11 protein-coding genes are annotated in these 14,018 nt (G+C 63.7%); all 11 read left to right on the top strand.

The features are described 5' to 3' along the window. The first annotated feature begins 5 nt into the window (after positions 1-5). Positions 6-1,655: an amidohydrolase gene (locus tag PLU72_14785; GenBank protein ID HOT29444.1), complete on the top strand. Its 1,650-nt coding sequence runs from the start codon at positions 6-8 to the stop codon at positions 1,653-1,655. After that, a complete protein-coding gene (locus PLU72_14780; protein HOT29443.1) occupies positions 1,652-2,329 on the top strand; it encodes a histidine phosphatase family protein in 678 nt (225 codons plus the stop codon). Before PLU72_14785 ends, PLU72_14780 begins: the two co-directional genes overlap by 4 nt. 90 nt (positions 2,330-2,419) lie before the next feature. After that, positions 2,420-4,330, top strand: a complete 1,911-nt coding sequence (locus tag PLU72_14775; protein ID HOT29442.1) for a hypothetical protein — start codon at positions 2,420-2,422, stop codon at positions 4,328-4,330. Positions 4,331-4,399: 69 nt separating this feature from the next. Next, complete coding sequence (locus PLU72_14770; GenBank protein ID HOT29441.1) at positions 4,400-4,738, top strand: cupin domain-containing protein; 339 nt, start codon at positions 4,400-4,402, stop codon at positions 4,736-4,738. A gap of 206 nt (positions 4,739-4,944) precedes the next feature. Next, on the top strand, positions 4,945-6,474 hold the full coding sequence (locus PLU72_14765) for a TolC family protein (GenBank protein ID HOT29440.1): 1,530 nt from the start codon (positions 4,945-4,947) through the stop codon (positions 6,472-6,474). A 3-nt stretch (positions 6,475-6,477) separates the two neighbouring features. Next, the gene (locus PLU72_14760) at positions 6,478-7,551 is read left to right on the top strand and encodes an efflux RND transporter periplasmic adaptor subunit (GenBank protein HOT29439.1); all 1,074 of its coding nucleotides are present in this window, start codon (positions 6,478-6,480) and stop codon (positions 7,549-7,551) included. A gap of 15 nt (positions 7,552-7,566) precedes the next feature. Continuing rightward, the gene (locus tag PLU72_14755; protein ID HOT29438.1) at positions 7,567-10,605 is read left to right on the top strand and encodes an efflux RND transporter permease subunit; all 3,039 of its coding nucleotides are present in this window, start codon (positions 7,567-7,569) and stop codon (positions 10,603-10,605) included. A gap of 221 nt (positions 10,606-10,826) precedes the next feature. After that, positions 10,827-11,360 carry a hypothetical protein gene (locus PLU72_14750; protein HOT29437.1) on the top strand — a complete coding sequence of 178 codons (534 nt, stop codon included), beginning with the start codon at positions 10,827-10,829 and terminating at the stop codon, positions 11,358-11,360. A 219-nt stretch (positions 11,361-11,579) separates the two neighbouring features. Next, positions 11,580-12,551 carry an energy-coupling factor ABC transporter permease gene (locus PLU72_14745; protein HOT29436.1) on the top strand — a complete coding sequence of 324 codons (972 nt, stop codon included), beginning with the start codon at positions 11,580-11,582 and terminating at the stop codon, positions 12,549-12,551. Positions 12,552-12,612: 61 nt separating this feature from the next. After that, entirely contained in the window at positions 12,613-13,143 is a 531-nt protein-coding gene (locus PLU72_14740) for a CbiQ family ECF transporter T component (protein HOT29435.1), read from the top strand. Then, complete coding sequence (locus PLU72_14735) at positions 13,140-13,886, top strand: ABC transporter ATP-binding protein (GenBank protein HOT29434.1); 747 nt, start codon at positions 13,140-13,142, stop codon at positions 13,884-13,886. The genes PLU72_14740 and PLU72_14735 overlap by 4 nt, the downstream gene beginning before the upstream one ends. The last annotated feature ends 132 nt before the right edge of the window (positions 13,887-14,018 follow it).

The following is a 14,018-nucleotide window of genomic DNA, read 5'->3' as shown; positions in this document are numbered from 1 at the left end:
AACGTATGGATATACAACATGCCGACCTGATTTTCGTGAATGCGCTCCTCTGGAGAGGCCGCGAAGACGTCGTCCCGAGGCCGGAAATGGCCCTGGCCGTCGCCGGAGATCGCATCGTCCGCATCGGCACCGCGTCTGACGTCCTCGAACGGCGCGGTCCCGCGACAGAGGTGGTCGATCTGCGCGGCTCGCTTCTGATCCCGGGCTTCCGCGACGCGCACCTGCATCCGATGATCGGGGCCGTCGACCTCGTCGAATGCCGCCTCTCCGGCCCTGCCGACGCCGATGCGTATCTGGCGCAGCTGCGCGAATACGCCGGAAGACACGCCGATCGCCCGTTCATCCGTGGCAGCGGCTGGATCTACGCCGCGTTTCCGAAAACTGGCCCGCGCCGGGAGCGGCTCGATGAGGTCGTTCCCGATCGGCCGGTGTTCCTCAAGGCCATCGACGGCCATACGGGCTGGGTGAACACCGCCGCCCTGCGGCTGGCCGGCATCACGCGCGATACGCCCGACCCGGCCGGCGGCGCGATCGAGCGCGATCCCGTCACGGGCGAGCCGACCGGATTTCTCCGGGAATGGCCCGCCATGGGCATGGTCACCGGAAAACTGCCAAAACCCGCCATCGACGAGTATCTCGAAGGGGCCCGCCTCTTCCTCGCGCAGGCCGCGAAATTCGGGATCACCGCCGTCCATGATGCGGTGGGCAAGCCCCCGTTCGTCGCCGCCTGGGAACGCCTCGACGAACTCGGCGAGCTGACCCTGCACGTGACGGCCTCCCAGTTCGGAAATCCCGAAGCGGGGCCCGAGCACCTCGAGGAACTGCTCGAGATTCGGAATCGGTGGAAATCCCCCCGCCGGAAGATCGGCGCCGCGAAGATCTCCCTCGACGGCGTCGTCGAAGGCCGCACGGCCCTGCTGCTTGAGCCGTATGCCGACGCCCCCGACTGCTTCGGCGAAGCCATGTGGGAGGCGGCCGACGTGCGGCGCTTCGTCGCCGATCTTGACGCCGCGGGCTTCCAGACGCACTTCCACGCCGTCGGCGATGCCGCGGTGCGATTGGCCCTCGATGCCCTCGACGCGGCGCGGAAGGTAAACGGGCCGCGCGACGGCCGGCACATGATCGCCCACGCCGATCTCGTCCACCCGGTCGACGTGCCCCGGTTCGCCGAACTCGGCGTCATCGCCAACCTCCAGCCTGCCTGGTACTATCACGACTCGAACTTCGACGGAGTTGCCCTGCCGTGCCTCGGCCCCGAGCGGGCCTTCCGCCATTTCGCCCTGCGCACTCTTCGCGATGCCGGCACCCGCTTCGCGTTTTCCAGCGACTGGCCGTTCGGCGGCGACGCGCTGACCTTCAACCCCCTCGACGGCATCGAGACTGCGATCACGCGGTGCGGCACCGGCAAAACGGATACCCCGCCGTTCGTTCCCGATCAGGCCGTGGACCTCGTGACGATGCTCGACGGGTTCACTCGCGGCCCCGCGTTCGCCGATTTCGAAGACGATGCGGGCACGATCGCCGTCGGCAACCGGGCCGACCTCGCAGTGCTCGATCGCGATCTCTTCTCGATTCCGCCGGCGGAAATCCATGATGTCCGCGTCAGGCTCACCGTGGCGGCCGGCCGCGTCACCTGGCGGGACCCTCAGATATGATACAGACTAATAATATATTTGATGCTGTAGAATTCGTTTTCATTCGGCATGGGGAGACCGCCTGGAACCTCGAAAACCGCATGCAGGGCCACCGGGACAGTCCGCTCACGCAGAAGGGGCTGATGCAGGCCGAGGCTCTCGCGGAGCGCCTTTCCCGTGAAAAACCGGATGTCCTGTACTGCAGCGACCTCGGCCGGGCCTTCAATACTGCGGTGCCGATCGCGGCGAGAACGGGACTCGAGGCGATTTCCTCACGAGATTGGCGTGAGCGCAACCTCGGAATCTTCGAGGGAATCGAGATAACCGGTTTGCCGGAGAGGTATCCGGAGGAGTGGGCTCGGTTCATGACCTGGGATCCCGCTTGGCGCGTTCCGAATGGGGAGAGCAGCATCGACCTCCGCGAACGGATCCGGGGTGCGGCAGACGAGCTCGGGCGTCGGCATCCGGGAAAGCGGATCGGCGTCGTCACGCACGGCGGCGTGCTCGATATGCTCATGCGCATCGCGCTCGATATCCCTCTCGATCGCAAACGCACCTGGTCGCTCTTCAACGCGAGCCTGAATACCTTCACCTGGCACGCCGGCGCCTGGCGCCTGAACACCTGGGGAGACATCCGCCACCTCGAAACCGCTGGCACCCGCGACAACGGCGCCGTCACCCCCCGAAGCCTGTAACCACCCCTTTCGTCACACCCGTGCTGTCGCCGTGTATAATGTACAAATATCCAGTCGATTGGTGCCCTCATCTTTACCGAGGTGACTGACATGAAGAGAGTCTGCGGTTCGATCGTTGCCCTGATGCTCGCCGCGGCGCCGGCATTCGCCGGAGCGCCGACCTCCCCCGCCGGGAGTCAGCCGGGAAAGCCCGTCAGCCAGGTTCCTGCCGGCCAGCCGCTTCCAGCCCCCGTTCTTGATCTGACCGCGGTCGGCCGTGACAGGCTCGCCCTGCCCGGCGTCTCTGACGCGCTGCTCGGGGCGCTCGCGTATCTCGAGAACACGCAGATCCGCAATCGCCCCGGGAAGGGGCACTGCGCCGTCGACGCCTCGGATGAAGGCGACGGCTGCCTCAACGAGATCATGCTCAACCTGCCGTTCGCGGAACTGCAGGTGTTCGACGCGCCGCCGGTGATCAAAGCCCGCAACAGGGCGGGGGAGTGGGCGAGTTACGTTCACTTCCTGCCGAAGAAGACCGGCCTGCTCGGTCGCACGCTCGTCTCGGTCCAGGACTCGAACCTGTTCATGACGGCGTTCATCGGGTATCCGCTGTTCCTGTTCGACGAGAGCTTCCTGCCGGCCGAGCGACGCTCGATTGAGCCGATGCTCGATCTGGCGCTCAAGAACGTCCTGAGTTTCAAACGGGGTGACGCCTACAACTTCTGGGCCGTCCTGCCCGGCGTCGACGGGGCCGCCCCGCGCACGGGGCCGTTCAATATACCTGTCGCTATAGTGCGGACGATGGGGAAGATGTTCCTCAACCCGAAATACGCGAACTTCTTCGCCATGCTCACGAAGGGACAGAAGGCGCCGCCGCCGCACTGGGTCGCGGCCTGCCTCGACCGGGCGCAGAACCCGACCGGCGCCGACGCGCTTTTCAACATTCCGAACGACGCCGACGACACCTCGGTTGCCGTCGCCTTCCAGGCCATGTATGCGAAACGGTATCCGGAAAAAGGCTTCCAGCCTGATTTCGAGGCGCTCGCCCGGATCGCCTCGTTTCGCGACTCCGGCCGGGACAAGGACGACGGCCGCGACGTCTGGCGCGGGAAGGAAACCGGCGCCTTCATGACCTGGCTGAAGGACGAGCGGGAGCCGACGTTTGCCACTCCCGAGACGGGCGTCATCCCCCTCGGCGTGAACAACGTCGACGCCGTCGTCAACTCGAACGCGGCCTTCGCCCTCGCCATGACGAAACATCGCCGCACCGCGGGCTATCGCGGCACGCTGAAGCTGCTGGCGAAGGCGATCGAGGCCAAGGCCTGGCCGGATGCAGGATTGTATTATCCCCAGAATATGATCTTCCCGTATGCCGTGACCCGCGCCTGGCGCGACGCGGGAGCTCGCGAGCCATCGCTCGACGCGGCGATGATCACGCTCCTTGGTCAGCTTCTCGACGAGCAGGATTCCTGGGCCCGCATGCAGCCGCTTCACCCGGGCGCTTTCCCGGGCGGCGAGGACCGCAGCTGCCAGCTGTCGACCGCGCTCGGCCTCACGGCGCTCCTCAACATCGGCCGTTCGACCGCCGAACAGGCAGGCCTGGCCGCCCGCTACGACGCGGCGGTCCTCAAGGCCGTCGCCTATCTCCTGCGCGAACGCAAAGAGGCTCCGCAGGTGTACCCGACCACCGCGGCCCGCTTCCCCGGCGTCGTCCCGAACTACTGGGAGTCCGGCCTCTTCTTCGCCGCCTCGTTCTGGGACCTCGCCCACTGGCGCTCCCAAGCCTTCACCGTGGCCATGGTCGCCGAGGCCCTGGCGAAATACGTCTTGGCCTACGACCTGCCCCAGGGCGGATTCGGCGCCCGGCAACTGTATCTTGACGACTCCTCCGGACGCATGCGCATCTCCCTGACCGAACCCCAGCCGGCTTCGACACCCCAGCCCGGCCAGTCCGGTCCGAAGAAAACCCCCGCCCAGGCGCCCGATGCCGGCGGTATCATTCCTCCCGCCGAGGCGTATTGACCTTGCTTCCGTCGGGGCGGGCTTCAAACCCGCCCGCGTCACGCTTACATGTATCATTGGAGATATGACATGACGAATCGCGAACCCGTCCTCCCGGTTTCCACCCCGGTCGATCTTGCCGGTTTCGTCGATTACGCCGGCGGATCGGTGGTCAGCAAGACCCTCGTCGACAAGAAAATCGGCACCGTGACCCTGTTCTCCTTCGACCAGGGCCAGGGACTGTCCGAGCACACCGCTCCCTTCGACGCCATCGTCCAGATCATCGACGGGGAAGCGATGATCGTGATCGACGGAAACCCCCACGCGGTGAAAGCCGGAGAAATGATACTCATGCCCGCGAATCACCCCCATTCCCTTCGCGCTGAGAAGCGCTTCAAGATGCTTCTGACGATGATCCGATCGAGCTAATATATAGTGAAAAATGTGAAACTCCCGGCCGAACGGCCGGGAGTTTCACGTTGGTCGGCATCGGCGCGGTTGCCTCGGGACTCGCGAACGCCCGGCGTATTTGACTTTTCCGCGACGGTTCCGTATCTTGTCGCATCCGGACTATTCCGGGGTCGCTCTTGACGTCCGCCAGGAGGGAAAAACAGGTGGTATATCTTAGGATATATATGAAGCTTGCGCGCCGGGGAACGATGTGTCTGCTCCTGTTTTTCTCGATGGCGACGGCGGCCCGGGCGCTCGACCTGGCGGGGCTCCTCGAGGATGCCTCCCGCCGGAATCTCGGACTTCGTATATCCCGTCTGGCGGCTGAAGAGCAGGCGTTCGACGAGAAGCGTGCCGACAATCTCCTGGTTCCGAATCTCACCGGGCGGATCACGCATCAGAGGCAGGTATACGTTGACTCGACCCCGAGCGCGTTTTTCGGCGCCCAGTACCACGCAAACCTGCTGTCGCTCCAGGCGGCACAGGCATACCCCGGCCTCGGAAAAATGCCCGCCATCCAGAAGGAGATCGCCGAACTGCGAACCCGGCTTCGCCGCATCGATGTCGAGCGGGCCGCATCCATGCTCCGCGGCAGAATCGTGACGCTGTTCTTCGATCTGCTCGAAGAGCAACAGCTCGCGCAGGTCGACGAGATCAACCTCTTCCTGCTCGGCAAGCTGCTCGAAGTCGCGCGCATCAACCAGGAGGTCGGGCTTGCCCTTCCGAACGACATCCTGCGTATCGAGACCCAGCGGGCGAACATCGGCTCGTCGCTGACCAGCCGAAAGGCGCAGCAGGAACGATACCGACTCGAACTCGCCTACCTGCTGGACTACCCGCCGGCTTCGCTCACGGTCGACCTGCCGCCCAGCATCGTCTTTCCTCTCGCGAGCCCGTCGCTGTCGCTGTTCGAACAGGCGATGATGACTTCGGACCCCGATCTCGAGCTGGCGCGCCGCGATGCCGACCTGTATCGCAGGCTCAGATCGGCTGCCGGCCTCGCGGAGAAGCCGACGATATCCGTCGGCGGGGCATACAACTTCACCAACTCCAGCGTCGGAACGGTCAACGTTGCCCGCGATTACTCGGTGCAGGTGGCCGTCGATTTCCCCGTATTCGACGGCGGAGACCTGAAGAACGAGTCCAGGCGCGCGTCGAAGGCCGTCGATCGGGCCGATCTCGCCCTTGCAGATATCACCGGGTCGAAGCAGACGGCTCTGCTGCAGGCGATGACGGAATACGGCGAGATGGCCCCGAAACTCGAATTTGCCGTGAAAGCTCTCGAGCAGAGCCGGGAGAACATGCGCATGGTCATGACCCGATACCAGCACGGAGACGCCACGATCGTCGAGTTGATCGACGCGCAGATCACCATGAGCGAAGCCGCTCAGAACTCGGTCCGGATCCACCGCGACGAGCGGGTCAGGCTCGCGGCCCTGTACGAGCTCTCGCACGAACTCGACCTTCAGAAGGGGCTCGACCGGGGAGCCTGGGCCGGCCGCGTTCTCGAACTTCCCGAAGGGATCGAACTCGACGATGCCGCTTCCGCTCTCTCGACTCCCGACGCGGGACGGATTGCGGAGGCGTTCCGGAGCGCCCTCGAACGCGTCCGGATGGGAATCCGATTCGACGAGGGCCTTCCCGGCGTGATCAGCAGTCTGAGCGATCTTGCCGCGATGCTGGAACGGCTTGGCGGAACCTCGCGTATGGAGTAGACGATGAGAATTAAATATATACTATTAGCTATTATATTTTCGGGGCTTCTTCCGGCGCATGCGCAGATGCCGGTGACGGTCGCCACCAGCCTGGTGAAGACCGGCTCCATTACCGAAAGCATATCGTTCTCAGGCCAGGTGAAGCCGTTCGAGGAGTCGTGGGTGACCCCGGACGTCACGGGACGGGTCGCGAAAATTCTCGTCGAGAACGGCCAGGCGGTCAAGGCCGGGGCTCCGGTCGTCCTGCTCGATGCCGAGCGCCTCTCCCTGGCCGTTCGCATGTCCGAAGCTGGCCTGAAGCGTGCCGAAGCCGAACTGAAGGAAAAGAAGAAAGACTACGACCGCCGAGCCATCCTGATGGAGAAAAAGGTGCTCAACGAGAAGGCGTTCGACGAGGCCGAAGCCGAGGCGTCGAAGGCGGAGATCGCCGTTCAGAGTCAGAAAACGGCGCTTGATCTCGACCGGCTCAACCTCGAGCGGGCGACGATCCGGGCGCCCATCGGCGGCTTCTTCACGAGCCGCAATGTATTTCTCAACCAGAGCGTCACGCCTGGCATGGTCTTGGGCAAGGTCATCGACATCGGCCGGGTTTACATCGACGCCCGCATCCCCGAAAACCAGATCAACAAAATCGCGATCGGGCAGAAGGCGGCCGTGAACTCGAGCCACGCCGGCACGGTCGCGTTCGTCGATCTCTACGGCGACGAGTCGCGCTCGTTCCTCGTTCGCATCCTCGTCGACAACGCCGACCTGAAGCTGAAGCCGAATATGTTCATCACCGGAACCATCGTGCTGAAGGAATTCCCGGAAGTGCCGCTGATTCCGATCACGGCCCTGAGCGGCCCGACGGATGCCCCGGTCGTCTATACCGTCGAGGGGACCAGGGCTCGCAGGATTCCCGTGACCGTGATCGCCCGCGACAAGGAACGATGCGCCGTTCGTGAGATCCGGGCAGGCGACACGATCGTGACGGTCGGCGCCGACAACCTGTCGGACGGAGCGGAAATCCGGATATCGGCCGGCCCGGAAGCCGCGGAGCCCGTCGCCGGTCCGGCTCCGACATCGGGTCGCAGATAGAAACGGGGGTCATTCATGGATCTGCCGCGAATCTCGGTTGAACGCCCGATCACGGTCAGCATGGTCATGGTTTGTGCCATGCTCCTCGGCCTGGGGGCGCTCTACGGACTCAGCGTGGACCTGTTCCCGAACATCGATTTTCCGCTTGCCTTCATCCAGACGCCGTATCCGGGCGTCGATCCGGCGCAGATGGAAAACATCGTCACCCGCAAGATCGAAGAGGAAGTGAACACGGTCGAGAACATCAAGCGCGTCACCTCCTACTCGTTCGAGGGCTACTCCTGGATCATGATCGAGTTCAACTGGGGAACCGGCATCGACCTGGCCGCCGTCGACCTGCGCGAGAAGGTCGACATCGCGAAGCGCAAGCTGCCGCGCGACATCGAGCAGGTGACCGTCGCGAAGCTCGATATCAACGCTCAGCCCGTGCTGAACGTGTCGATGGGCGGCGAGTTGGATCTGAAAACGCTGCGACGGATCGCGGACAAGGAAATCAAGCCCTCGTTCGAGCGCATCGGCGGCGTCGCAAACGTCGAAGTGCTCGGCGGCCTCGAGCGGGAGATCCGCGTCAAGGTCGATCCCAACCGGCTGAAAGCGTTCAAGCTCACGATCAACGACGTGATCGGCGCCGTCGCGAACGACAACCAGAATACCTCTGTCGGTAACATCACCGAGGGCAATTTCAAATACCTCGTCCGCTCCGAGGGCGAGGTGCGCACCCCGAAAGATCTGGGCGGCATCGTCGTGCGGAACATCGACGGCAGGCCGGTCTATCTGTCAGAACTGGCGCGTATCGAGGACGGATACAAGGAGATCGAGTCGGTGTCGCGCCTCAACGGCAAGCCCGCGGTCACCCTTTCCCTCAAGAAGGAGGCCGGCGCCAACCCCGTCGAGATTTCCGACGCCGTCAAAAAGGTACTTCCGAGGCTCGAAGAGGCCTACAAGAAGAAAATCACGCTGACCATCGGGAACGACAGCTCCGAGTTCATTCGCGACTCGATCCAGATGGTCAAGGACAACGCGACTATGGGCGCCGTCCTGGCGGTCATCGTGCTGTTCCTGTTCCTCAAGAACGTGCGTTCGACGGTCATCATCGGTGTCGGCATCCCGCTGGCCGTCGTCAGCACCTTCGCGATGATGTTCCTCAAGAAGGGCATGACGCTGAACCTGATGACCCTGGGCGGGCTCGCTCTCGGCATCGGCATGATCGTCGACAACTCCGTCGTCGTTCTCGAGAACATCTACCGCCTGCTCGTCGAACGGGGCGAGAAGGACCGCCGCGAGATCGCGATCGAGGGCGGGAACGAGATGTACGTCGCCATCATGGGCTCCACCCTCACGACCATCGTCGTGTTCCTGCCGATCGCATTCGTTCCGGGCGTCGTCGGCGAAATCTTCCTCAACATGTCGGCCACGATCGTCTTTTCCCTGCTTGCGTCGCTCGTCGTCGCCGTCACGGTCGTGCCGCTGATGTGCGCCTACGGCCTCAAGATCGGGAAGAAGCCGCGTGAGCCGCTGATGAACGCGATCAAACGGGTGTATTCCGTCGTTCTCGGGTGGCTGCTTGCGAAGCCGTGGCGGCGCTGGGCCTATTTTTTCCTGATGATCGGCGTGTTCTGGAAGTCGTTCGCATTCATGCCCGCACTCGAGTTCTTTCCGAAAATGGATCGTGGCACGTTCGTGCTGCATTTCGAAGCCCCCGAGGGAACGTCCGTCGAGAAGGTCGATGCAATAGCGAAAGCTATGGAAGAAAAACTCAGGCTGGTTCCCGAGATCGAGAAGATCATCACGAACCTCAAGCTCGGCGAAGGCGACATCACGGTCGTGTTGCGGCCCAAGGAGGAGCGGACGAAAACGACCAACGACGTCGTTCGCGAGCTTAGACCTGCCATCGCCGCCGTTCCGGGGTATCGAACGGTCGCCTATAACGAGCCCAAAATGGGCGGTCCCGAGGGTGGAAAGCCGATTCAGATCGAAGTGAGCGGCGACGACTTCGCCGTAATCGAGCCGATCTGCCTCCAGATTGCTGAAAAGATTAAATCCGTTCCGGGTCTCAAGGATATCGACAGCGGCGTGAAGACCGGCCGGCCGGAGATCAAGGTCGAGTTCGACCGCACGCGCCTGGGCGACCTGAAGATGGACCTTGGCACGGTCGCCGGAATGGTTCGTTCCTATGTGTACGGCACGATTGCGGGGCAGTACAAGGAGGACAACGAGGAATACGACATCCGGGTCGAGGCCGCCGACAGCGTCAAGGACCGGGTCGACGCATTCCGCCGCCTCGAACTGAACCTCGACGCGACGACGAACATCAACCTGGCCCAGGTTGCGAACGTGTTCGAAGGCCGCGGCTACACGCGCATCGAGCGCAAGAACCTCAAGCGCCTCGTGAAGGTCGAGGCCGATATCGAAAACAGGCCCATCCAGGCCGTCGTCCAGGATATCCAAGGGGTCCTGAAGGATATCCGGCTGCCGGTCGGGTACGAGATCAACTTCGGCGGTGACGAGGAAGAGCGCGTCGAGGCGTTCCGGAACCTGTCGATTGCCCTGCTCGCCTCGGTTCTGCTGGTCTACATGATCATGGCGAGCCAGTTCGAGTCGCTCGCGTACCCGTTCATCATCATGTTCACGATCCCGCTGTCGATCATCGGCGTCATCGCGTTCCTGCGCCTGTACGGCTTCGCCTTCTCGATCACCGCGATGATCGGCGTCATCATGCTCGCGGGCATCGCCGTGAACAACGGCATCATCCTGATCGACAACATCATCGAACGCCGCAAGGCGAGTGGTATCAGCCGGGAACAGGCGGCGCTGGAGTCGGGCATCGTGCGGACCCGGCCCATCCTGATGACGATGCTCACGACGATTTTGGGCATGCTGCCCCTCTCGTTCGGCATCGGCGCCGGCGCCGACTTTTACCAGCCGCTGGCGATCACCGTCATCGGCGGCTTCCTCGTTTCGACGGTGCTGACGCTCACCTATATCCCGGTCGTCTACGTCATCGTCGACGGCATCGTGACGAGCATCCGGGGCTTCCTGGCACGCTTCATCTGACGTCGCATTGTCCCCGGCGGCACTCCGTTGTGCTTGCGCGGCCCGAATTTCATCACCCGGCTGCTTGGTTTTCGTCATGCGCGAATCACAATACGCGAATGACAGGTCGGGGATTTGCGCCGATCAAGCCCATCGAGAGAAATGTTTCTGTTGGCATGAGGCTTGCAGTAGTGCTTCCCGTAAGCCGAGAACAGGATACAAATAAAAATAGTTGAGGAAATATGAAAAAGCTCGTTTCGATGGTGCTCATGATTTGTGCTCTGCTGAGTGGCGGCGTGGCCTGGTCCTCTCCGGATGCGACCGATCGGTATCTCACCGAATTGCAGGGCTCGGTCCAGGGGATCGACCTGAAGATGGTGAAGAAGGCCCCGGCGACCGTTTCCTTCGATGAGCGTACGCTTCGCCTTTCCGCCACGATCTGGGCCGATCTGAAGACCCCCTATGATTTCGACCGCCCCGCCAAAGTTGACTTGGTTGTCTCTGAAACCACGAAGCAGTCACTGCCCGAGGGTGCAAGCCTCGACTACCTGTGGCTGGTGGGCAGCAAAGACGTCTGGTTCCGCGATCTGCGCCAGGTTTCCGAACGCCCCGACACCAAACGCTGGTATACCATTGAAAAATCGATCGAAGATGCCCCGTTGACCTTCGGCCAGGCGAAGGGGACCAAGTGGACCCAGGCGATCGTCGGGATCCGCACCGCCTCTGGAAAGCTGCTCTTCATCCGCGCCAACCTGCTGCAGTGGGCCGTTTTCTGAGAATAAACCTGGGCCGGGCTTCAACGGGATGATCCCGAGCCCGACCAAAAGGAATCCCCATTCACAAGACCGGGTCTGCCGACAGGCAGGCCCGGTTTTTCGGTGCGCCCGGCAGGGCGGGATGGACCCTGTGTCGCAGGAAGGGGAGGATACTTCTCGGATTCAATGTTCATCGGCTTCTTGCAAAGAGTGACATGGGTAGGATATACTCCCGGCATCATGCACATACCTGATGGATTTCTCGATCTGAAAACAGCCGTTGCCGCTGGCGGTCTTACGGGAATTGGACTGTATGCTGGCCGATTCGCCGATACGGCGTGCGGTGCCGAACGGGGCGTGCGGCGCGTTTCCCTGCTCGGCCTGGGGGCGGCGTTCGTATTCGCGGCCCAGATGATCAACTTTCCCGTCGCCGGCGGCACGAGCGGTCACCTGATCGGCGGGGTGCTGATGGCGATTCTGCTCGGTCCGGCGGCCGCCGTCACGGTCATGACGGCCGTCGTGACGGTCCAGTGTCTGCTGTTCGCCGACGGCGGCATCACGGCGCTGGGAGCCAACCTGTTCAACATGGCCCTTCTCGCCCCCCTCGGCGGATATCTTGTCTGGGCACTCCTGCAGCGCATCCGCAGGGTGAGGGAGAATGTAAACGCCTCGGCCGTCGCGGCCGGGATTGCCGGCTGGGCGGGAACGATGCTCGCCGCGCTCTCCTGCGCCGGCCAGCTGGCTCTCTCCGGCATGGCCCCGTGGAGCCTCGTCGTGCCGGCTATGGCAGGAATTCACGCGTTGATCGGGCTTGGCGAGGGGATCATCACGGCGCTGATCGTGCGCTCCGTCAGGCGGCGCGGTTCTCTGACGGCGGAACTGGAACTCCTCTCGCGGGCAGGACAGGCACCCGGGATGTCGTTGGTGCCGGTCGTGTTCGTGGCGGCGGCCGGGCTGGCGCTGTTCGCCTCGCCCTGGGCCTGCCCGTGGCCGGACGGCCTCGAAGCCGTTGCCGGAAACCTGGGTTTCGAGGGGCGCGCTGCTGAGCCGCTCGTCGCCGGTCTCTGTCCCGATTATGCGATTCCGGCCCTCGGCTCGACGTGGGGAACAATCCTTGCCGGTACATTTGGCGCCATCGTCACCGCCCTGCTCGTCCTCGCCGCCGGACGTCTAGCCGCCCGCCGCGAACGGGTGCCCGTCGCCGGCGACTGACCGGCGCTCCCTCCTGGCCGCGATGGCGTCTCATTCAATATCTGTCGGTGTAAAACTCGCCGTGACCCTCGCCGCGATCCTGCTCATGCTCGCACTGCCCGGCCCCGTTTCGGTCGGCCACGCGGCATACGCCGTTCTTCTGTTCGCCGGGTATCGGATCACCGATCCCGGCCTGGCGCGGCGGTCGAACGGCGGTCGGGTCGCTCTCGTGATCCTTGCCGGCGCCGTGGTCCGCGGCTGGGTTGCCGGGGATGCCGCAGCCGGCATCGGGCTTGCCGTCCGCGGTCTGCTCGCGCTGGGGACGCTTCTGCTTCTTTCCGCCCACCTGCCGCCCGCCGACCTCGCCCGCTGGCTGAGAGCGCGCGGCATCTCCGCCGATCTCGTCGGAACGATGCTCCTGCTGATCCGCTACGGCGGTCTCCTGCGCCAGGAGGCGTTCAGGCTCGAACGGGCGCGCCGCTCCCGCTGTTTTTCCCGGGCGGAGGAAACCTCCTGGGCGGCGAAAAGCGCCCTGCTCGGTGCCCTGTTCGCCCGGGCCGTCTCCCGCGCGGAGCGCGTCTACCGGGCGATGCTCGCGAGAGGCTGGCAATGAGCGGCGGAGCCCTCTCGGTCGAGAATCTCCGCTTCTCCTGGCCGTGCGGCAGGAACGTGCTCGAATCAATAACATTTTCTATAAAAAAAGGCGAGCGGGTTGCGCTGATCGGCCCGAACGGGGCCGGAAAATCGACCCTGCTTCTGCACCTGAACGGACTTCTGCCCGACGGCCGTCCGGCCGACGGGGCGATCCGCGTCGACGACCTGCCGGTTGCTGCTCCGCACCTGGCCGAGATCCGGCGACGGGTCGGCATCGTGTTCCAGGACCCCGACGACCAGTTGTTCTGCGAAACGGTCGGCGAGGACGTCGCCTACGGACCCCGGCAGTTGGCAGGCCCGGCCGGGGCCGACTTCGGTGCGGATGCCGTCGCCGCGGTCCTGGAGCGGTTCGGCCTGAAGGATTTAGCCGACCGGCCGGTCAGCGAGCTCAGCCGCGGTGAAAAGCGCCGGGTCGCGATCGCCGGCGTGCTTGCCTGCGAACCGTCCGTTCTCGCCCTCGACGAGCCGACCGGTGACCTCGACCCGCGCGGTCGCCGCCAGTTGTCCGAGATCCTGCAGGGGTTGCGCCAGACCCTGCTGATCGTCACCCACGACCTCGAGTGGGTGCGAAGCCTGTGCGCTCGCGCCATCCTCATCGACGGCGGCCGCCTCGTCGCCGACGGCCCGATCGACACCCTCCTTGCCGACGAGCCTCTGATGCTCACCCACGGCCTCGAAACACCTGCCTCACTCAAACGATAGCGTTCACGTTCAACTCCCTTTCATGTTCGGAAATTGAGGGACCACATGATTCACTACTACTCGTCTCATATGTTAGGCAACAGCTATCACGAGTAAAATATAATTCCTCCAGACCGACAAGGCACAGCCGTT

Source organism: Candidatus Ozemobacteraceae bacterium, from assembly GCA_035373905.1.
Taxonomy (GTDB): domain Bacteria; phylum Muiribacteriota; class Ozemobacteria; order Ozemobacterales; family Ozemobacteraceae; genus MWAR01.
The sequence above is the reverse complement of the archived record's forward strand: the minus strand, read 5'-3'. Positions and strand labels throughout refer to the sequence as shown.